The sequence below is a fragment of the Actinocrispum sp. NPDC049592 genome, assembly GCF_040675465.1.
In the GTDB taxonomy this organism is placed as follows: Bacteria; Actinomycetota; Actinomycetes; order Mycobacteriales; family Pseudonocardiaceae; genus Kibdelosporangium.
In genome coordinates this window covers 42,333-62,844 of sequence record NZ_JBFAPA010000016.1, presented here as the reverse complement: position 1 = coordinate 62,844, position 20,512 = coordinate 42,333, and the positions used below count along the sequence as shown (strand labels likewise).

Here is a 20,512-nt window from a genome sequence, read left to right as displayed (position 1 = left end):
ATGGACGTGCGGCTGCGGCCGGTCACCGCGGGCGATCTGGCCATGTTCGAACGGTTCGCGGTCGAGCCGGGTCTGGTCGGCCTGGACTGGGGCGGGTTCCGCGACGCGCAGGAGCCCGCGCGCCGGTTCGCGAAGGACGGGTACCTCGGGCCGGACGGCGGCCGGCTGATCGTCGAGGCCGAGGACGCCGCGACCGGGTTCGTGAGCTGGACGGCCAAGCAGTACGGCGGAGTGGCCGGGTGCTGGGAGATCGGGATCGCGCTGCTGCCTGAGTGGCGCGGCCAGGGCATCGGTTGGCGTGCGCAGGACATGTTGTGCGAGTACCTGTTCACGTACACCCCCGTGCAGCGCATCGAGGCCGGCACCCATCCGGAGAACACGGCCGAGCAGAAATCGTTGGAGAAGGCGGGTTTCCGGCTCGAAGGCGTGCTGCGGTCGGTGGAGTTCCGCGCCGGGCAGTGGCGCGACGGCCGGCTCTACAGCCGGTTACGCGACGACTGACCGGCGCAGGTGAGCGTGCCGTTCCATCTCCGCGGAGAACGGCTCGGTCAAAAGATCGTGGTTGACCATGGCCCCGGCCATGGATCCCGCGCCCGCGGACGCGATGACCTGCAGGAACGGCGTGACGATGTTCCCCGCCGCCCACACACCCGGCACGCTGGTCTTCCCGGTCGGGTCGACCACGGGTACACCGGCTTCGGTGAGGTCCGCCCCGAGCTGCACGAGAATGTCGTTGTTCGCTCGGAACGGGGGCCGCACGAACACCGCCGTGCGCGGGTAGACGCGGTCGTCGACCTCAACGCCTTTGACGCGGCCGTTCTCGCGCACGACCCGGGTGATCTCGCCCGGCACGATCCGGATGTCGCGGGCGGTGAGCTCCGCGGGATCGTCCAGCGGGGTGGTGTGCGGGAAGAAGATCAGGTCCTTCGACCACTGGCGGACCAGCAGGGCGTGTTCGGCGGACCCGATCACGGCGAGCGGCTCGTCGCGGACCTCGTAGCCGTGGCAGTACGGGCAGGCGATGACGTCCTGGCCCCAGCTTTCCTTGATGCCGGGGATGTCCGGCAGCAGGTCCGTCACGCCGGTCGCGACGATCACCCGGCGCGCGGCGATGATGTCCCCTGTGGACAGTTCGGCTTTGAATCCTTTGTGGATCGTGGTGACCGAGGCCTGGATGATGTCGACGCCGTAGCCCTCGACTTCCTTGCGGGCCAAGGCAAGGAACTCGCTCGGCGGCATGCCGTCACGGGACAGGAAGCCGTGCATGTGCGAGGCGGGGGCGTTGCGGGGGTTGCCCGCGTCGACGACCACGACCGTGCGGCGCGAGCGGCCGAGGGTGAGTGCCGCGTTCAGGCCGGCGGGTCCGGCCCCGATGATGAGTACGTCGTATGTCATGGCACGAGGGTGCGCGCGGCGATGCGGATCTGACAAACTTTGTTGCCGAAACTGGGATAACCTGGCCGGTATGGACGACGCCATCTCCGCCGCGCTCGCCGAGGTCGGGCCGCGGCTCAAACGGATCCGCACCGAACGCGGGGTGACCCTGGCCGAGCTGGCCGACGCCACCGGGATCTCCAAGAGCACGCTGTCCAGGCTGGAAGGCGGCCAGCGCAAACCCAGCCTCGAGCTGCTGCTGCCGATCGCGCTGGCCCACCAGGTGCCGGTCGACGAACTGGTCGGTGCCCCCGAGATCGGGGACCCCCGCGTCCGTCTCACCCCCCGCCGCATCAAACGCAGAGACGGCAGCACGGAGACGATCATCCCGCTGACCAGGCAACCCGGTGCGCCGCATGCCTTCAAAATGATCATCCCGGCCCGCGGCTGCGAGCCCACCCCGATGACCCACGAAGGCTATGAGTGGATGTACGTGCTGGCCGGCCGCGTCCGCCTGATCCTGGGCGCCAAGGAGACGATCCTCAGCCAGGGCGAGGCGGCCGAGTTCGACACCCGCATCCCCCACTGGTTCTCCGGCGCCGACGGCCACCCCGCCGAGGTGATCAGCATCTTCGGCAAACAAGGCGAACGCATGCACCTGCGCACATAGCAGCGGATCAGTAGCGCCACCGGCGGTCGAGAGCCAGTTGAACCAGCTGGTCCTCGTTCACGGCCGGAGGGGGCCGTGTGACGTGAGGCGGCTTGGCGTAGGGAGGAGCCGCTGGGTCCCCGGGCGGTGTTGCAGGTCCTCATCACGACCCGGACATCGTCGTGGTCCACTCGCACGATGGCGATGCTCGCGCCTTGGGTCTCCTGGTGCTCGATGTGGATCTGCTCGCCGTCCGGGCCGATCCTGCCGGTGCAGGACCCTTGGCAGGATGAGCATGGGGACGGTGGGCGGTCGGGCTGTTGACAGTGCCCTCGGCGACGCCCAACGCGGCCGCGGCGTCCGCGATGGACATGTCCTCGGCCTCGTGCCAGTCCCCGCACATGGCGTGGGCGAGGCGTCTGAGCCGTTGTGCCCGCCCGGCGAAGTACTCCTCGAAGTCGGGATCCCCCATCTCGCCCCTCTCGGTGTGTGTCCTGGACACCGGCGCGGGCGGCGGGGAGGTTCAAGTCGTGATGACAAGGATGTCAATTCACCGGACAAGCATCTTGTGACTTAGCGTCAAACTCGACTAACTTTTGCGGATACAGAACGAAAGCTCGTCCTAGCTATTGGTACTTTTGGCGGATTGCGTCCTAAGTGCCCCAGAATCCAAGGTTGCGTGTGAGCTAGCGCACCTTAGTTCGGCTAGTTTCCCAACGAAGTGGAGCGGAGTAGTGCCGGAGCAGCCGACCGACCGCGCCGCACTGCGCAGGGCCAACCTCGCGTGGGTCGTCCGCGTCCTGCGCGAACAGGGTGGACTGTCGCGCGCGCAGCTGGCCGTCCTGTCCGGACTGAGCAAGGCGACCATCTCCACGCTCGTCGCGGAGCTGACCGCACGCCGCCTGGTCCGGGCCGGTGGCATCGCCGCCGGGGGACAGGGCCGCCCCGGTCAGATCGTCGAACTCGACCCCAGCGGGGTGCGCGGGATCGGGCTGGAGGTCGGCGTCGACCACCTCGCCGTCACTTCGGTCGACACCGCCGGGCATGTGGTCGCCGACCGGCGAGTCGCGTTCGACGTGCTGTCCGCGGGGGTCGACCGCACCATGGACAAGCTCGCCGAAGTGGCCGGCGACGAGCTGACCGCGGTCGGCGCCGCCTACCCAGCGGGGATCACCGTGAGTGTGCCGGGGCTGGTCGACACCGCGCGGGGGGTCGTGCGGCTGGCGCCGCGGCTGCGCTGGCGCGAGGTCACGCTGGCCGACGGGCTGGCCGGCCGCCTTGGGTTCCCGCTCGACCGGCTGACCGTTGACAACGACGCCAACCTCAGCGCCACCGCCGAGTACGAGATCGGCGGCATGAAGGCCACCGCCGACCTGATCTACGTCACCGGCGACTTCGGCATCGGCGCGGGCGTGATCGCGGGCGGGCGCCTGGTGCGCGGCTCGATCGGGTACGCCGGCGAGGTCGGCCACATGTCGATGGACCCGATGGGACCGCAATGTTCCTGTGGCCGCCGTGGCTGCTGGGAGACGCAGGTCGGGCTGGCCGCGCTGTTCCACGCGCTGGCCGCGCCCGGCGACCCGGTGTCCGACCCGAACCGGCCGATCGAGGAGCGGATGGCCATCGTGCGCTCCCGCGCCGAACGCCGCGACCAGCGCACGCTGGGCGCGCTGCACCAGATCGGCGCCGCGCTCGGCGTCGGAGTGTCCATTGTGGTCAACGTGCTCAGCCCGGCGGTGGTGATCCTGGGCGGCTACTTCGCCGCCCTGCCGGACTGGCTGATCGAGCCCGCGCGGATCGAGGTGGCCGCCCGCGCGGTGGTCGCCGAGGCCGCGACGGTCCGGGTGGTCGGCTCGGACCTCGGCTTCACCGCCGCGCGCACCGGCGGGGCGCTGGCCGCCCTCAGCCGGGTCTACGACGACCCGACCCAGGCACCGGAACGAATGCAGAGTACGGAGGCACCGGCTTGACCCAACTGCTGACGATGACCGGGATCGTCAAGACATTCCCGGGCGTCCGCGCACTCGACGGGGTGGACCTGCAGGTCCAGGCCGGCGAGGTGCACTGCCTGCTGGGCCAGAACGGCGCGGGCAAGTCCACGCTGATCAAGGTGCTGGCCGGGGCGCACCAGCCGGACGAGGGCGAGATCCACTGGCTGGGCCAGAAGACCACGCTCAGCTCGCCGGTGGCCGCGCTGCGGATGGGCGTCGCCACGATGTACCAGGAGCTCGACCTCATTCCCGGGCTTTCGGTGGCGGACAACATCTTCCTCGGCCACGAGCGGGCCCGCTTCGGGTTCACCCGCGACCGGCGCGCCCGCCATGAGGCCACCGCGTTGCTCAAACGCCTTGGCCACGCGGAGATCCCGCCGGACCGCGAGGTCGGCCGGCTGTCGGCCGCGGGCCAGCAGCTGGTGTCGATGGCGCGGGCGCTCGCGCACGACGCCCGGCTGATCGTGATGGACGAGCCGACCGCCGCGCTGGCCGCCGACGAGGTGGACAACCTGTTCCGGATCGTCGAGGAGCTGACCGAGGAAGGCGTCGCGGTCGTCTACATCTCCCACCGCCTGGAGGAGATCCGCCGGATCGGCCACCGGGTCACCGTGCTCAAGGACGGCCGGACGGTCGCGACCGGCCTGCCGGCCGACACGCCGACTTCCGAGCTGGTCGCGCTGATGTCCGGCAAACGGGTCGAGACCGTCTACCCGGTGCGCGAAGAGTCCACTGTGGACGAGTCCAGGGAGGTCCTGCGGGTCGAGCGGCTGGGCCGCGACGACGAGTTCGCGGACGTCACCTTCACCGTGCACGCCGGGGAGATCCTCGGCATCGCCGGGCTGGTCGGCGCGGGCCGCAGCGAGATCCTGGAGACCATCTTCGGCGCCCGCCGGGCCCACGAGGGCAAGGTCTTCGTCAACGGCAAGCGGTTGCGCGCCGGTGACGTCAAGGCCGCGGTCGAGGCGGGCATCGGCCTGGCGCCCGAGGAGCGCAAGAGCCAGGCGCTGCTGATGGACATGTCGGTGGCCGACAACGTGACCTTGGCCAGCCTGGCCAAGTACTCCAGCTACGGGTTCACCGAGAACGGCAAGGAGCTCAAGGACTCCAGGGCCATGCTGGAGGACCTGGACCTGCGCCCGCCGGACCCGCGCCGCGGCATCCGGACGCTGTCCGGCGGCAACCAGCAGAAGGCCGTGGTCGCGCGCTGGCTGGTGCACGGCAGCCGGATCCTGCTGCTGGACGAACCGACCCGCGGCGTGGACGTGGGTGCCCGGGCCGAGCTGTACCGGTTGATCCGGGAACTGGCCGCCGACGGGGTGGCGATCGTGATGGTCTCCAGCGAGATGCCCGAGGTGCTCGGCCTGGCCGACCGGGTGCTGGTGGTCCGGGAGGGCCGGGTGATCCACGAGGCGCCCGCCGACCAGCTCACCGAGGCGGACGTGTTGGACATGGTGATGGAGGGAAGTGCGGCGTGACGCAGCTCGAACCCGCGACCGGGCGGGACACCGAAGTACCGAAGGCATCGGCGCCGAGGTCGAGCCGCAGCCTGCCGGTCGACCTGCGGCTGGCCCTGCTGTTCGGGGTGCTGGTCGTGATCATCGTGATCGGCTGGGCGACCGCCCCGCAGCAGTTCCTGACCGAGAGCAACCTCTCCACGGTGCTGCGGCTGGCCGCGCCGTCCGGGGTGGTCGCGGTCGGCATGACGTTCGTGATCATCTCCGGCGGCATCGACCTGTCCGTGGGATCGGTGATCGGTTTGGCCAGCGTCTGGCTGACCACCCTCGCGACACAGTCCTATGGGCCGTTCGTCATGGTCCTCTGTGGACTCGGGGTGGGCCTGGCCGCCGGGCTGGTCAACGGCGTGCTGATCGCCTATGGCCGGATGGTGCCGTTCATCGCCACGCTGGCGCTCTACATCGCCGCGAGCGGCCTGGCCGAGCGGATAAGCGGGCGGCAGACGCAGGTCGTGCGCGACGAGGACTTCCTCGACTTCTTCCGCGGTGACTTCCTGAGCATCCCGGTGCTGATCTGGATCTTCGCCGTCGTCGTCGCGATCGGCTGGGTCGTGCTCAACCGCACCACCTTCGGCCGCCGCACCTTCGCGGTCGGCGGCAACGCCGAGGCGACCCGGCTGGCGGGCATCAACGTCAAGCGGCACACCGCTTTGGTGTACGGCGTGGCCGGGCTGTGCGCCGGCCTCGCGGCGATCATGCTGGCCGCCCGGACGACCGCGGGCGCGTCCACCCATGGCCAGTTCTACGAACTGGACGCGATCGCGGCGGTGGTGATCGGCGGGACCCTGCTCACCGGCGGCCGCGGCACGATGATCGGCACCGTCATCGGTGTGCTGATCTTCACCCTGCTCAACAACATCTTCATCCTCAACAACCTGGAGACCGACGTCCAGAAGATCGCCAAGGGCGTCATCATCGTCATCGCCGTGCTGTTGCAGTTCCGCGCCAACCGGGCACGTTCCACCTCTTAGAAACCAGGAGATCAAAGATGACCGACCTGCCGAACCTCGCCCGTCGTGGGTTCCTGCTCGGCGGAGCCGCCGTGGGTGCCGGTGCGTTACTGACCGCCTGCACATCCAACCAGGCACCGGCGAGCAACGCGCCCGCCGGCAACGTGGCCTCGGGCCAGGGCGACAACGCCCAGACCGGCAAGATGGTGACCATCGGTTTCTCGGCGCCCGCCGCCGACCACGGCTGGATCGCGGCGATCACCAAGAACGCCAAGGCACAGGCGGACAAGTTCAAGTCGGACGTGACCTTCAAGGCCACCGAGGGCACCAACGACGTGAGCCAGCAGATCGCCCAGGTGGAGACGCTGATCAACAGCAAGGTGGACGTGCTGGTGATCCTCCCGTTCGACGGCAAGGCGCTCACCTCGGTCGGACAGTCCGCGATGGACAAGGGCATCCCGGTGGTCAACCTGGACCGCATCTTCGACACCGCGCTGGCCTACCGGACCTGGATCGGTGGCGACAACTACCGCATGGGCGTCAACGCGGGCACCTACATCGCCCAGGAGATGAAGAAGAAGAACATCTCCAACCCGGTGATCGGTGAGGTCGCGGGCATCGACTCGCTGCCGCTGACCCAGGAACGCAGCAAGGGCTTCAAGGACGCGCTGGCCAAGGCCGGTTTCCAGGTGGGTCCGCGGGTCGCGGCGGAGTTCACCGTGGAGAGTGGCGAGAAGCAGACCGCGAACCTGCTGCAGGCCGCCGGCAAGCTGGACGCGTTGTGGAACCACGACGACGACCAGGGCATCGGCGTGATGTCGGCGATCAAGACCGCCAACCGCAGCGAGTTCATCATGGTCGGCGGCGCGGGCTCGAAGAACATGATCGACCTGATCAAGGCCGACAGCAGCGTGATCAAGGCGACCGTGCTCTACAGCCCGTCGATGTCCTCCTCGGCCATCGCGCTGGCCAGGCTTCTCGGCCAGGCCAAGGGCATGGGCGACCTGGCCGAGCACGAGATCCCGGCCTCGATCACCACCTACTCCGCGGTGGTGACCAAGGAGAACGCGGCGAACTACGCCGACGTCGCCTTCGACTCGTAGCACTACCTACCGGGGATCTGTTGTCAGACAATAAGAAGGGCGATCGATGAGCAACGCAGGCGAGGGGACGATCGGCGTGGGCATGGTGGGCCATGCCTTCATGGGCAAGGTCCATACGCACGCGTGGCGCTCCGTGCACCACTTCTTCGACGTGCCGCTGGCCCCCCGGCTCGCCGTGCTCGGCGGGCGTGACCTGGACCGGACCAAGGCCGCCGCGGCCAAGCTCGGCTGGGACGCGGTGGAGACGGACTGGCGCGCGCTCATCGCCCGCGACGACGTGCAGATCGTGGACATCTGCACGCCCGGCGACTCGCACAAGGACATCGCGATCGCGGCCCTGGCGGCCGGCAAGCACGTCCTGTGCGAGAAGCCGCTCGCGAACTCGGTTGCCGAGGCGGAGGAAATGGCGGCAGCCGCGGCTGCCGCGGCGGCCAACGGCCAGCGCTCGATGGTGGCGTTCAACTACCGCCGGGTGCCTGCCCTGGCCGTCGCGCGGCAGATGATCGCCGACGGCCGGCTCGGCAAGATCCGGCACGTGCGGTCGCAGTACCTGCAGGACTGGCTGTCCGACCCGAACACGCCGATGGCGTGGCGGCTGCGCAAGGAGCAGGCCGGGTCGGGCGCGCTGGGCGACATCGGTGCGCACATCATCGACGCCACCCAGTTCCTGCTGGGCGAGCACCTGACCGGGGTGTCCGCGCTGATGGAGACGTTCGTCCACAAGCGACCGCTCGACGGTGACCCGAAGGGCAAGCTGGACGATGTCACGGTGGACGACGCCGCGCTGTTCATCGGCCGGTTCGCCTCCGGCGCGCTGGCCACCTACGAGGCGACCCGGTTCGCGCTGGGCCGCAAGAACTCCATGCGGCTGGAGATCAACGGCGAGCACGGCAGCCTCGCGTTCGACTTCGAGTCGATGAACGAGCTGTCGTTCTATGACGGGACCGGTGACGAGCAGAGCGCCGGGTTCCGGCGCATCCTGATCACCGAGCCGACTCACCCGTATGTGGGTGCCTGGTGGCCGCCCGGCCACATCATCGGTTACGAACACACCTTCACCCATGAGGTGTACGACTTCCTGACCGACATCCACAACGGGACCGATCCCGTTCCGGGCTTCGCCGACGGGCTTCAGGTCCAGCGGGTTCTGGCGGCCGTGGAGTCCAGCGCCACCACCGGTTCCGGCTGGGTGGCAGTGTCCTCTTAGTACGAAGACGCCACCGGGGGATGCAGCCCCCGGTGGCGTCGGCGCTCACGGAAAGAGAGGTGAGTCACCTACTCCTCCAGGACGGTCCTGCAACCGCCGCGAGCAAGGGAGAACTTACCAGTGGGACGGACCAGAAGCCCTCTAGTCCACAAACACGTAACTTGGCGCGCTTGCGCCGCGGCCCTCGCGTTCATCACCGGCACCGCCTTAGCCGGGGCTGTTCCCGCACACGCACATCCGGACGATCCGCACGTTCTGGTCTTCTCCAAGACCGCGGGCTTCCGGCACGACTCCATCCCCGACGGCATCGCGGCCATCCAGCAACTCGGCGCGGCCAACGGGTTCGAGGTCGAGGCGACCGAGGACGCCGCTGCCTTCACCGACGCCAACCTCGACCGGTTCGCAGCGGTGGTCTGGCTTTCCACCACCGGGGACGTGCTCAACGACGAACAGCAGGCCGCTTTCGAGCGGTTCGTCAACGACGGTGGCGGCTACGCGGGCGTGCACGCCGCGGCCGACACCGAGTACACCTGGCCCTGGTACGGGCAGCTCGTCGGGGCGTACTTCAAGTCGCACCCGAACATCCAGCAGGCCACCATCGACGTGGAGGACCGCTCGCACCCGGCGACCGCGGACCTGCCGACGCAGTGGACGCGCACCGATGAGTGGTACAACTTCCAGTCCAACCCCCGGCAGAACGTGCATGTGCTGGCGTCCCTGGACGAGCACAGCTACCAGCCAGGGCCGGACGCGATGGGTGATCACCCGTTCTCGTGGTGTCACCCGCAGAGCTCCGGGCGGTCCTGGTACACCGGCGCGGGGCACACCAAGGAGTCCTACGCCGATCCGGTGTTCCTGAAGCACCTGCTGGGCGGGATCGAGTACGCGGCCGGGATGGTCCAGGCCGACTGCACGCCCGGCACCGGAACCCAGCCGGTGGACGGCGACTTCGACCAGATCACCCTGGCCAAGGGCGAGGAGAAGACCGGCGAGCCGATGGCGTTGTCGGTCCTGCCCGACCGCCGCGTGCTGCACACTTCCCGTGACGGCACGGTCTGGCTGACCACCCCGGGCGCGACCACCACGCAGGCCGCCAAGATCCCCGTCTACACGCACGACGAGGACGGCGTGCAGGGCATCGCGATCGACCCGGACTTCGCGACCAACAAGTGGGTCTACATCTATTACGCCCCACCGTTGAACACGCCGATGACGGACGCCCCGGAGACCGGCACACCCGCGGACTTCGCCCCCTTCGACGGTCACAACCAGTTGTCCCGCTTCAAGTTCCTCGACAACGGGACACTGGACCTGGCGTCGGAGCAGAAGATCCTCGAGATCCCGGCCACGCGCGGGCTGTGCTGCCACGTCGGCGGGGAGATCGACTTCGACGCCGCGGGCAACCTGCTGATGAGCACCGGTGACGACTCGAACCCGTTCCAGTCCGACGGGTTCACGCCGATCGACGAGCGCGCGAACCGCAACCCCGGCTTCGACGCGCAGCGCACCTCGGCCAACAGCAACGACCTGCGCGGCAAGTTGTTGCGGTTCAAGGTGAACGCCGACGGCACGTACTCGGTCCCGGCCGGGAACCTGTTCACCCCGGGCACGCCGAAGACGCGTCCGGAGATCTACGCGATGGGTTTCCGCAATCCATACCGGTTCAGTGTGGACCGCAAGACCGGCTGGATCTTCCTGGGTGACTACGGTCCGGACGCCGGTGCGGCCAACCCGGCCCGCGGTCCGGGCGGGACGGTCGAGCAGAACCTGATCAAGGGACCGGGCAACTTCGGCTGGCCGTACTGCGTCGGCAACAACCAGCCCTTTGTGGACTACGACTTCGCCACCGGCCAAAGTGGACAGCCGTTCGACTGTTCGGCGCCGAAGAACGAGAGCCCGCACAACACCGGCATCGTGGACCTGCCGCCGGTGCAGCCCGCGTGGATCCCGTACGACGGCAACTCGGTGCCGGAGTTCGGCAACGGCGGCGAGTCGCCGATGGGTGGCCCGGTCTACCGTTACGACGCGGCCAACCCGTCGCCGACCAAGTTCCCGCGCTACTTCGACGGCAAGAACTTCGCCTACGAGTGGGACCGGGGCTGGATCAAGGAGATCGGCGTCGGCCCGAACGGGGAACGCGGTGACATCAAGCCGTTCTTCGACTCGATGGCGCTGACCCGGCCGATGAACATCGAGTTCGGCCCGGACGGCTCGCTCTACGTGCTGGACTACGGCAGCGGGTACTTCGGTGGCGCACCGGACTCGGCGCTCTACCGGATCGACTACACCAAGGGCAACCGGACGCCGGTCGCGAAACTGGCCGCCGACAAGACCTCCGGACCCGGGCCGCTCACGGTGAGGTTCGATCCCGCCGGCACGAACGATCCCGACGGTCAGCCGGTCACATACGCCTGGGACTTCCAGAGCGACGGCACGGTGGACTCGACCACGGCCGGCCCGGTCACGTTCACCTACACCCAGGAAGGTCAGTACACGGCCAAGTTGTCGGTGACCGACTCGGTAGGGCTGACCGGGGTGGCGAGCGTGATCGTGACCGTGGGCAACACCCAGCCGACGGTCGTGGTCCAGACCCCGGCCAACGGCGGGTTCTTCGGGTTCGGCGACAAGGTGCCCTTCAAGGTCAGCGTGACGGACCCGGAGGACGGCACCATCGACTGTACGAAGGTGACAGTCGAGTACATCCTCGGCCACGACAACCACGGCCACCCGCTGAGCCGGGCGACCGGGTGCGAGGGCGTGATCGAGACCCCGGCCGATGAGGGACACGGCGCGGACGCCAACATCTTCGGCGTCATCAACGCGTCCTACACCGACAACGGCAAGGGATCGGTGCCGCCGCTGAAGGGCGAGGGCCAGAACATCCTGCAGCCCAAGCTCAAGCAGGCCGAGTTCTTCTCGAAGATGAACGGGGTCCAGGTCGTCGACCACGCCGGCGCGAGCGGTGGCAAGCGGGTCGGCTATATCGACGGCGGTGACTGGATCGAGTTCGAGCCGGCGAACCTGGTGGGTCTCACCGGGCTGGGCCTGCGGGTCTCGTCCGGCGGGGCGGGCGGCACCGTCGAGGTCCGGTCCGGGGCTCCGGACGGGCCGGTGCTGCAGTCGTTCGCGGTCGCCAACACGGGCAGCTTCGACAACTACGTCGACCTACCGGCGAAGCCGGTCAACGACCAGGGCACCAAGCCGCTCTACCTGGTGTTCCAGGGCACCGGCAGCGGTGGTCTGTTCGATGTGGACGCTCTGCAGTTCATCGGCACCGGCGTATCGCAGCCGACCTGTCAGCCGAGCGTGCCGGAAGCGGGCTACACCAGCCTGTTCGACGGCACCGCGGCCAGTTTCGTCAAGTGGAAGCACTCCGGGCCGGGCTCGTTCAGCCTGGAGAACGACTGCACGATCCGCACCCACGACGGGCTGGGGCTGCTGACCTACCCGCAGGAGTTCCACGCCTACAGCCTCAAGGTGGACTGGAAGCTCGCCGGGGACGACAACTCGGGCGTCTTCGTCGGCTACCCCGACCCGGGTGACGACCCGTGGGTCGCGGTGAACCAGGGCTACGAGGTCCAGATCGACGCGACCGACGTGCCGGAGAAGACCACCGGGTCGATCTACTCGTTCCAGTCGGCCGACATCGCCAAGCGCGACGCCGCGCTCAAGCCGCCCGGCGAGTGGAACTCCTACGAGATCGTGGTCCGCGGGCAGACCATCCAGGTCCTGCTCAACGGGGTGCTGATCAACGACTTCGTGTCCACGGACCCGAACCGCGATCTCACCCAGGGCTTCGTCGGCCTGCAGAACCACGACCCGGGCGACGACGTCTGGTTCCGCAACGTCCGCATCAAGGAGCTGGAGACCGTGCCGCCGGTCACGGTGGCGAACTTCGCCGACCCGGCGGCCTGGCACCCCGGGCAGGTGCCGGTCGAGCTGTCGGCGACCGACGCGGGCTCGGGTGTGGCCCGGACCGAGTGGAAGCTGGACGGCAGCGCTTGGACCGCCTACACCGGGCCAATCGTTGTCAATGGTGACGGGACCCACACCCTGCTGTACCGGTCAGTGGACAAGGACGGAAACGTCGAACCGGACAAGGCGGCGACCATCCTGATCGATGGATCGAAGCCGACCTTGCTGGTGTCCGGGCTGGCGGACGGGCGAGTGTACGGGGACGCCACCGACGTGGTGGTGAACTGGCACGCCGAGGACGCCACCTCGGGCCTGGCCTCGGTCGTCGGCACCCTGGACGGCGCCCGGGTCGAGTCCGGCCGGGTCACCGCGCTCTACCAGCTGTCTTTGGGTGTGCACACGCTGTCCGTGCTGGCCAAGGACAACGCGGGCAACGCGACCGAGCAGCGGCTGACGTTCGCCACCACGACGTCGCTGCGGGACATCGACCAGCTGACCGACCGCTTCCGCGCGACGAACCGGCTGTCCCTGAGCGCCTATGTGAGCCTTTCGTCGAGTTTGGCGAAAGCACGAAAGGCGGAAGCGAACGGGGACGACGCCAAAGCCGTCAAGCAGTTGCAAAAGTTCGTCCAGGTCGCGAATGATCCGGGGCAGGTCGCCGATTCGGATGTCCGGTCCACGCTGGTCAGGGACGCTCGAGCGGTGATCGGTTCGATCGAGGGCGGCCTGCCACTGCCCCCGGCGAGCTCCGGAAGCTGACCAACGGGTGGGCGCTCTAGACGCGGGGGCGCCCACCCGTTCGCGGGATTGGGGATGAGAACGATGCGGCAACGATGCGGACTGTGGCTCATGGGAGCCCGCGGGTCGGTCGCCACCACGGCGATCACCGGCCTGCTCGCGCTGCGGGCCGGGCTGGTGCGGCCGGTCGGTTGCGTGACCGAGCACCTGGACATGGACCACGAGCTGCTCCCTGCCTGGGACGACCTGGTGGTGGGCGGCCACGACATCGTGTGCACGCCGCTGGACAAGCGGGCCGAGCACCTGGCCGCGACCGGCCTCATCTCGCACACGGTGCTCACCGCCGTGGCCGACGGGCTGCGTGCGGTGGACACCGAGCTGCGGGGCGGGTACCACCCGGTGTCGCACACCGGTTCGCTCGCCTCGGCGGCCGCCCAGCTGGCCGCCGACATCGAGGAGTTCCGCACTCGCAACGACCTCGCCAGGGTCGTGGTGGTCAACGTGACCTCCACCGAGCCCCCGGTGCCCGCCCTGCCCGAACACGAGGACCTCGACCTGCTGGTAGAGGCACTGAACGATCCACAGCGGACAGTCCTGCCGCCCAGCTCGGTCGGGGCTTACGCCGCACTGCGAGCCGGCGCGCCCTACGTGGACTTCACGCCATCGCCGGGGATCAGGCTGCCCGCGTTGCTCGAACTGGCCCGCCGCAAGGGGCTGCCCTACGCTGGCGCCGATGGCAAGACAGGGGAGACGCTGCTGCGCACGGTGCTCGCGCCGATGTTCACCGCCCGCGCACTGGACGTCCGCTCCTGGGCCGGCACCAACCTGCTCGGCGGCGGCGACGGCGCCAACCTCGCCGATCCCGCGCAGGCCAAGGGCAAGCTCGAGTCCAAGGCCCGCGGCCTCGCGCAACTGCTCGGCGAGCACGTGACGGCGCCGCTGCACATCGACAACGTTGCCAACCTCGGTGAGCGCAAGGTCGCCTGGGATCACGTGGCGTTCGAAGGGTTTCTCGGCGCGCAGATGAGCCTCCAGTTCACCTGGGACGGTTACGACTCCGCACTGGCGGCGCCGCTCGTGCTGGACCTCGCCCGGCTGGTGAGCGCCGCGCACGCCGACGGTCAGACCGGTGCACTGTCCGAACTGGCCTTCTTTTTCAAGGACCCGCTGGGCACCGACGAGCACAGGTTCGCCGAACAGACCAGGATGCTGGCCGACTGGGCCGCACGGTTGGGACAGCGCGGATGAAAGCACGAGGGCGTGTATCGAGGTCCCTGTCCGCGATAGCCGGGCCGGATGTGGTCCCTGGCGCCGCCGCCGGGACGGCCAAAGGCAACCAGTATTCGCGCCGCCCCGGCGGCGGCGCCAGAAACCACCCCGATCCCGGCTCTCATCGAACAGGGACCTCGATACACGCCCTGGTCGAGCTGGTCCGGGCGCCCGCGGCGCTGACCGTCCTGGGCGACACCGTCGCCGGTGCGGCGGCCGCCGGGGAACCGTTGCGCGGCAGGCGACTCGCGCTGCCGCTGTCCTCGGTGGCGCTCTACTGGGCCGGTATGGCGCTCAACGACTGGTCGGACCGCCACATCGACGCGACCGAACGGCCCGAGCGCCCGATTCCGTCCGGTCGCGTGAAACCCGGGCAAGCGCTTGCCGTGGCCGGTACATTGACGGTCGCGGGGCTCGGCTTCGCCGCGTATGGTGGTGCCCTGCGTGTAGCTCTTCCTTTGGCTGGTGCGGTGTGGGCGTACGACTTGGTCTTCAAGTCCACTGTGGCCGGCCCAGCGGCGATGGCGGCGTGTCGTGGGCTCGATGTCATGCTGGGTGCGGCCGGTGCGCGCTCGGCGCTGCCCTCAGCTTTGGTGATGGCGGGACACACGTTCGGTCTCACCGTTCTCTCCCGTGGCGAGGTGCATGGCGCGTCGAGCACGACGGCCCGGGCGGCGCTCGTGGGAACCGGCGTTGCGACGGCCGCTGCCGTGCTGGGCGGGGCCAGGTCGTGGCGTCATCGTCTTGGTGCGCTGGCTTTTGGCGGTATGTACGCCGGGAATGTCGGTGCGGCGCAACTCGCCGCGACGCGTGACCCGTCCGCTTCCGTTGTGCGGAAAGCGACTATGGCCGGGATCCACGGCATGGTCCCGCTGCAGGCGGCCCTGGCGGCCCGGCGTGGTTCGCTGATCGGGGCCGGCGCGGTCGCCGGTGCTGGCCCTGTGGTGAAACGCCTGGCCAGGCTGGTGAGCCCGACATGACCTTCCACCTGGGTTATGGCACCAACGGGTTCGCCAACCACCGGCTCGACGACGCCCTGCGGGTGATCGCGGATCTCGGCTACACCTCGGTCGCGCTGACGCTGGACCACAACCACCTCGACCCGTTCGCCGACGACGTTTCCGCTCGGGTCGACCACGTCGGCAACCTGTTGTCATCACTGGGTTTACGGAGTGTGGTCGAGACTGGGGCGCGGTATCTGCTTGACCCGTACCGCAAGCACTACCCGACCCTGGTGTCCGACGACACGGACCTGCGGATCGACTTCCTGTGCCGGGCGATCCGCATCGCGGAAGGCCTCGGCTCGGACTGCGTGTCGTTCTGGTCGGGCATCAAACCATCCGATGTGGACTCGGTCGGCGCCCACGAGCGGATGCTGTCCGGGGTGTCGCGGGTGCTCGTCGAGGCCGACCGGCGGCAGGTCCGGATCGGCATCGAGCCAGAGCCCGGGATGTACGTCCAGCACCTCGCCCAAGCGCTTGCGCTGCGGTGCGACCTGGGCAACCCGGAGCTGCTGGGGATCACTTTGGACGTCGGCCACTGCGTCGCGGTCGAACCCGTGGACGCCGCCGAGTGCGTGCGCCGTGCGGCCGGACTGCTGGTGAACGTCCAGCTGGACGACATGCGGCTCGGTGTGCACGAACACCTCGAGTTCGGCGAGGGGGAACTGGACCTGGCGGCCACACTGGCCGCGCTGGCCGAGGTCGGCTACACCGGGGTCGCCGCAGTGGAGCTGCCCCGGCACAGCCATGCCGCGCCGGACGTCGCCAAGCGCGCGTTCGCCGCTCTGCGGGCCGCGATGCCCAAACCCTCTTCTGGTTCGGACGAGTGGGTGGTAGAGGTGGATCATCCCTGGCTGGTCGACGCCGAACGGAAGGTGCGCGCCGACGCGACGGCCATCCGGTCGATCTTCCCGGCGGTCGGCCGGAAGGTCGGCCGCGACCCGTTGCGGCCGGAGGCCGACCCGCAGGGCCTGATCCATGGCACCGTGGACGACCTGGCGCGCACACGTTTGCTCGCCGTGCTCGCCGAGGTCATGCCGGCCGGGGAGCTGGCGTCCGAAGTGGCCGAGCTGTACCGGTACGGCGACGACGCCGAACGCCGGGGTGTCCTGCGTGGACTGTCCACTTTGCCTGAGACGGTGGTCCCGACCGGTCTGGACCTGGTGAACGACGCCCTGCGGGCCAACGACATCCGGCTGGTCGCGGCGGCGCTGGGCCCGTTCGCCGCCAAGCACCTCGACGCGCACGCCTGGCGGCACGGGGTGCTCAAGTGCATCTTCGTCGGGGTCCCGCTGGCCGCGGTGGCCGACCTGGACCGCCGCACCGACGCCGAACTGCTGCGGATGGTCAGCGACTTCGCCGACGAGCGCCGGGCCGCCGGGCGCGAAGTCCCCGCCGACGCCCAACGACTGCTGGAGGTCAGCTGATGCGTATCTTCGACCCGCACATCCACATGACCTCCCGGACCACCGACGACTACGAGACCATGTTCGAGGTCGGCGTCCGGGCGCTGGTGGAACCGGCGTTCTGGCTCGGCCAGCCGCGCACGAACGTGGGCTCGTTCACCGACTACTTCGACGCGCTGATCGGCTGGGAGAGGTTCCGGGCGGCCCAGTTCGGCATCCGGCACCACTGCACGATCGCGCTGAACCCCAAGGAGGCCAACGATCCACGCTGCACGGCGGTGCTCGACGTGCTGCCGCGCTACCTGGCCAAGGATGGGGTAGTCGCGGTCGGCGAGGTCGGCTACGACTCGATGACGCCCGCTGAGGACGAGGTGTTCGCCCGGCAGATGCAGCTGGCCATCGAGCACGAGCTGCCCGCACTTGTGCACACGCCGCACCGGGACAAGCTCGCCGGTACACATCGGACACTCGCGGTGGTCAACGAATCCGGCATCGCGCCGGAGATGGTGGCGGTCGACCACCTCAACGAGATGACCGTCAAGGTGGTCAAGGACTCCGGGTGCTGGATGGGGTTCTCCATCTACCCGGACACCAAGATGGACGAGATCCGGATGGTGGCCATCCTGCGGGAGTACGGCACCGACAAGGTGCTGGTGAACTCGGCCGCCGACTGGGGCCGCTCGGACCCGTTGAAGACCTACCGCACCGGCCAGCAGATGCTCGCGGCCGGGTTCTCCGAGGCCGATGTGGACAAGGTGCTCTGGCAGAACCCGGTCGACTTCTACGGCCAGAGCGGGCGCCTGGTGCTCGAGGAGCTGCCGGGGTTCGCGGCGTCCACGGAGACGTTCCAGGGCAACTCGGTCCTGCGAGGCGGACGCCAGTGACCCGGCTCTGCTACTGCACGAACGTCCACCCGGCGGAGGACCTGCCCGGGATCCTCGCCCAGCTGGACCGCTACGCCGTGCCGGTCCGCGAGAAGCTGGGCGTGGACCGGCTCGGGCTCGGGTTGTGGCTGGCCGCGTCGGTGGCCGGTCCGCTCGCCGCCGATGCCGAAGCGCGCAAACGCTTACGGGCCGAGCTGGATGCGCGCGGGCTCGACGTGATCACGCTGAACGCGTTCCCGTACGGTGGTTTTCACGATGAGGTCGTGAAGCTCAAGGTGTACGAGCCGAGGTGGACCGATCCCCGGCGCCTGCAGTACACCAAAGACTGCGCCACTGTGCTGGCGGACCTGTTGCCCGATTCTTCCGCCTACGGCAGCATTTCGACGCTTCCGCTGGGCTGGCGGACGCCGTGGACGCCGGCCGACGACGACGCTTCCCTGACCGCCTTGGAGTCGCTGACGTCGTTCTTGAAGTCCTCGCCCCGGGTGATCAAGCTGGCCGTGGAGCCGGAACCTGGCTGCATCCTGGACACCGTGGCCGATACGGTCGCGTGGCTCGCGCCCCGGGTTGATCCGTCGGTGATCGGCCTGTGTCTGGATACGTGCCATTTGGCGGTGTCGTTCGCAGACCCGGTCGCGACCGTCAACTCCATCCGGCGGACTGGGCTGGAAGTCGTCAAAGTGCAGGCCTCGGCCGCGTTGCACGTGGACGCCCCGCTTGACGCCCGGGAGGATTTACGCGAGTTCGCCGAACCGCGCTATCTGCACCAGGTCCGGGAGCTCGCCCCGGACGGGACCGTGCGCAAGGCGGACGACCTGCCCGAGGCGCTGGACAGGCTGCCGGGGGAGGGGCCGTGGCGCGTGCACTTCCACGTACCGCTGCACGCCCAGCCCGCCGCGCCGCTGGCGTCCACAACGGACGTGATCACCGACGTCCTGCGGGTGCTGCCCGCGGACCGGACGATCGAAGTCGAGACATACACCTGGAACGTACTGCCCGCCCGGCACAGTTACCTACCGACCCCGCAAGCGGGCTCCCACCCCCGCCCGGAGCAGGACCTGGTGGACGGGATCGCGGCAGAGCTGGCCTGGGCCGAGGGCCAGTTGTCTTTGGAGGTTTCATGAAGCCGTTGGTCGTGCTCGACATCGTCGGGCTGACACCACGACTGCTCGCGCACATGCCGAATGTGGCGGGGATCGGGAAGACCGGGTGGCAGGCCGATCTCGGGACGGTGCTGCCCGCGGTCACCTGCAGTGCCCAGTCGACCTTCCTGACCGGGAAGATGCCCGCCGAACACGGGATCGTGGGCAATGGCTGGTACTTCCGCGAGCTGGGCGAGGTTTTCCTGTGGCGCCAGCACAACAAGCTCGTCGGGGCGGACAAGGTCTGGGAGACCGCACGGCTTTCGCAGCCCGGGTACAAGGCCGCGAACGTGTGCTGGTGGTACGCGATGGGCGCGTCCACCGACGTGACGGTGACCCCGCGCCCGATCTACTACGCCGACGGCCGCAAGGGACCCGACGCCTACGTGCGCCCGGTCCGGTTGCACGACGAGCTGACCGAGGCTCTCGGCGATTTCCCGTTGTTCCAGTTCTGGGGGCCGACCGCGTCGATCACCTCGTCGAAGTGGATCATCAACGCGGCGCGCAGGATCCTTTCCGGACACAAGCCGGACATGCTTCTGGTCTATGTCCCGCATCTGGACTACGACCTGCAGCGGTTCGGGTCTTCGGGCCCGGAGGCGGCTGCGGCCGCGCGCGAGATCGACGCGGAGCTGGCACCGTTGCTCCGGGATGCCGAGGCCGCGGGCGCCACTGTTGTCGCGCTGAGCGAGTACGGGATCACCGACGCGACCAAACCCGTTGACATCAACCGGGCTTTGCGTGCCGAGGGCCTGCTTGAGGTGTACACCCAGGATGGCATGGAGTACCTTGATCCTTGGGTCTCCCGTGCGTTCGCGGTCGCCGATCACCAGGTCGCGCATGTGTATGTGAACGACAGCGACGACTTGCCGCGGGTCAAGAAGCTCGTCTCAGAACTGTCCGGTGTGGACATGGTGCTGGACCGGGCCGAGCAGGCGCGCTACCAGCTGGACCACCCACGCGCGGGCGAGCTGGTGGCAGTGTCCGAACCGGACGCCTGGTTCACGTACTACTACTGGCTGAACAACGACCGGGCGCCGGACTTCGCCCGGGGCGTGGAGATCCACCGCAAGCCGGGCTACGACCCGGCGGAGCTGTTCTTCGACCCGGCGGACCCGTTGGTGAAGGCCAAGGCGGGCCTCAACCTGGTGAAGAAGATGGTCGGCCTGCGGTACGCGATGAACGTCGTCCCGCTCAACCCCGCGCCGGTCCGCGGCTCGCACGGGCGGCTGCCCGACTCCCGTGAGGACGGTCCGGTGCTGCTCTGCTCGGACCCGGCCGACCCGGGCCGCGACAGGCTCGCGGCCACCGACGTTCACGATCTTTTGCTTGGCTTGCAGGGAATTCGTCGCTAAGGGAGAAGAGA

16 protein-coding genes are annotated in these 20,512 nt (G+C 68.9%); 14 read left to right on the top strand and 2 right to left on the bottom strand.

Annotated features, from left to right (window positions below):
* Positions 1 to 501, top strand: coding sequence for a GNAT family protein (locus AB0J95_RS33805; protein WP_364767147.1), 501 nt, complete (start codon positions 1 to 3; stop codon positions 499 to 501).
* Here AB0J95_RS33805 and AB0J95_RS33800 read toward each other — a convergent pair.
* Positions 487 to 1,395 (bottom strand): NAD(P)/FAD-dependent oxidoreductase, encoded by a 909-nt coding sequence (locus AB0J95_RS33800; RefSeq protein WP_364767145.1) that lies wholly within the window; start codon positions 1,393 to 1,395, stop codon positions 487 to 489. The genes AB0J95_RS33805 and AB0J95_RS33800 overlap by 15 nt on opposite strands.
* Before the next feature lie 70 nt (positions 1,396 to 1,465).
* Between AB0J95_RS33800 and AB0J95_RS33795 the strand changes: the two genes are divergently transcribed.
* A complete protein-coding gene (locus tag AB0J95_RS33795) occupies positions 1,466 to 2,044 on the top strand; it encodes an XRE family transcriptional regulator (RefSeq protein WP_364767142.1) in 579 nt (192 codons plus the stop codon).
* A 142-nt stretch (positions 2,045 to 2,186) separates the two neighbouring features.
* On the opposite strand, the gene AB0J95_RS33790 is transcribed toward AB0J95_RS33795, so the two are convergent.
* Complete coding sequence (locus tag AB0J95_RS33790; protein ID WP_364767139.1) at positions 2,187 to 2,495, bottom strand: hypothetical protein; 309 nt, start codon at positions 2,493 to 2,495, stop codon at positions 2,187 to 2,189.
* A gap of 262 nt (positions 2,496 to 2,757) precedes the next feature.
* Between AB0J95_RS33790 and AB0J95_RS33785 the strand changes: the two genes are divergently transcribed.
* From AB0J95_RS33785 to AB0J95_RS33730, 12 genes are all read left to right on the top strand, one after another.
* A complete protein-coding gene (locus AB0J95_RS33785) occupies positions 2,758 to 3,993 on the top strand; it encodes an ROK family transcriptional regulator (protein WP_364767136.1) in 1,236 nt (411 codons plus the stop codon).
* Positions 3,994 to 4,007: 14 nt separating this feature from the next.
* The gene (locus AB0J95_RS33780; RefSeq protein WP_364767792.1) at positions 4,008 to 5,492 is read left to right on the top strand and encodes a sugar ABC transporter ATP-binding protein; all 1,485 of its coding nucleotides are present in this window, start codon (positions 4,008 to 4,010) and stop codon (positions 5,490 to 5,492) included.
* A gap of 71 nt (positions 5,493 to 5,563) precedes the next feature.
* A complete protein-coding gene (locus AB0J95_RS33775) occupies positions 5,564 to 6,502 on the top strand; it encodes an ABC transporter permease (protein ID WP_364767789.1) in 939 nt (312 codons plus the stop codon).
* Positions 6,503 to 6,519: 17 nt separating this feature from the next.
* Positions 6,520 to 7,584: a substrate-binding domain-containing protein gene (locus tag AB0J95_RS33770; protein WP_364767133.1), complete on the top strand. Its 1,065-nt coding sequence runs from the start codon at positions 6,520 to 6,522 to the stop codon at positions 7,582 to 7,584.
* A 46-nt stretch (positions 7,585 to 7,630) separates the two neighbouring features.
* Positions 7,631 to 8,791: a Gfo/Idh/MocA family oxidoreductase gene (locus AB0J95_RS33765; protein ID WP_364767130.1), complete on the top strand. Its 1,161-nt coding sequence runs from the start codon at positions 7,631 to 7,633 to the stop codon at positions 8,789 to 8,791.
* A gap of 192 nt (positions 8,792 to 8,983) precedes the next feature.
* Positions 8,984 to 13,465 carry a ThuA domain-containing protein gene (locus AB0J95_RS33760; RefSeq protein ID WP_364767786.1) on the top strand — a complete coding sequence of 1,494 codons (4,482 nt, stop codon included), beginning with the start codon at positions 8,984 to 8,986 and terminating at the stop codon, positions 13,463 to 13,465.
* Positions 13,466 to 13,528: 63 nt separating this feature from the next.
* Positions 13,529 to 14,692 (top strand): inositol-3-phosphate synthase, encoded by a 1,164-nt coding sequence (locus AB0J95_RS33755; RefSeq protein WP_364767127.1) that lies wholly within the window; start codon positions 13,529 to 13,531, stop codon positions 14,690 to 14,692.
* Between the two features lie 161 nt (positions 14,693 to 14,853).
* Positions 14,854 to 15,693 carry an SCO3242 family prenyltransferase gene (locus AB0J95_RS33750; protein ID WP_364767783.1) on the top strand — a complete coding sequence of 280 codons (840 nt, stop codon included), beginning with the start codon at positions 14,854 to 14,856 and terminating at the stop codon, positions 15,691 to 15,693.
* Positions 15,690 to 17,141, top strand: a complete 1,452-nt coding sequence (locus AB0J95_RS33745; RefSeq protein ID WP_364767124.1) for an EboA domain-containing protein — start codon at positions 15,690 to 15,692, stop codon at positions 17,139 to 17,141. The genes AB0J95_RS33750 and AB0J95_RS33745 overlap by 4 nt, the downstream gene beginning before the upstream one ends.
* Positions 17,141 to 18,004: a TatD family hydrolase gene (locus tag AB0J95_RS33740; protein ID WP_364767121.1), complete on the top strand. Its 864-nt coding sequence runs from the start codon at positions 17,141 to 17,143 to the stop codon at positions 18,002 to 18,004. The genes AB0J95_RS33745 and AB0J95_RS33740 overlap by 1 nt, the downstream gene beginning before the upstream one ends.
* Complete coding sequence (gene eboE, locus AB0J95_RS33735; protein WP_364767118.1) at positions 18,001 to 19,128, top strand: metabolite traffic protein EboE; 1,128 nt, start codon at positions 18,001 to 18,003, stop codon at positions 19,126 to 19,128. Before AB0J95_RS33740 ends, eboE begins: the two co-directional genes overlap by 4 nt.
* Complete coding sequence (locus AB0J95_RS33730) at positions 19,125 to 20,501, top strand: nucleotide pyrophosphatase/phosphodiesterase family protein (protein WP_364767115.1); 1,377 nt, start codon at positions 19,125 to 19,127, stop codon at positions 20,499 to 20,501. The genes eboE and AB0J95_RS33730 overlap by 4 nt, the downstream gene beginning before the upstream one ends.
* Positions 20,502 to 20,512 lie beyond the last annotated feature (11 nt).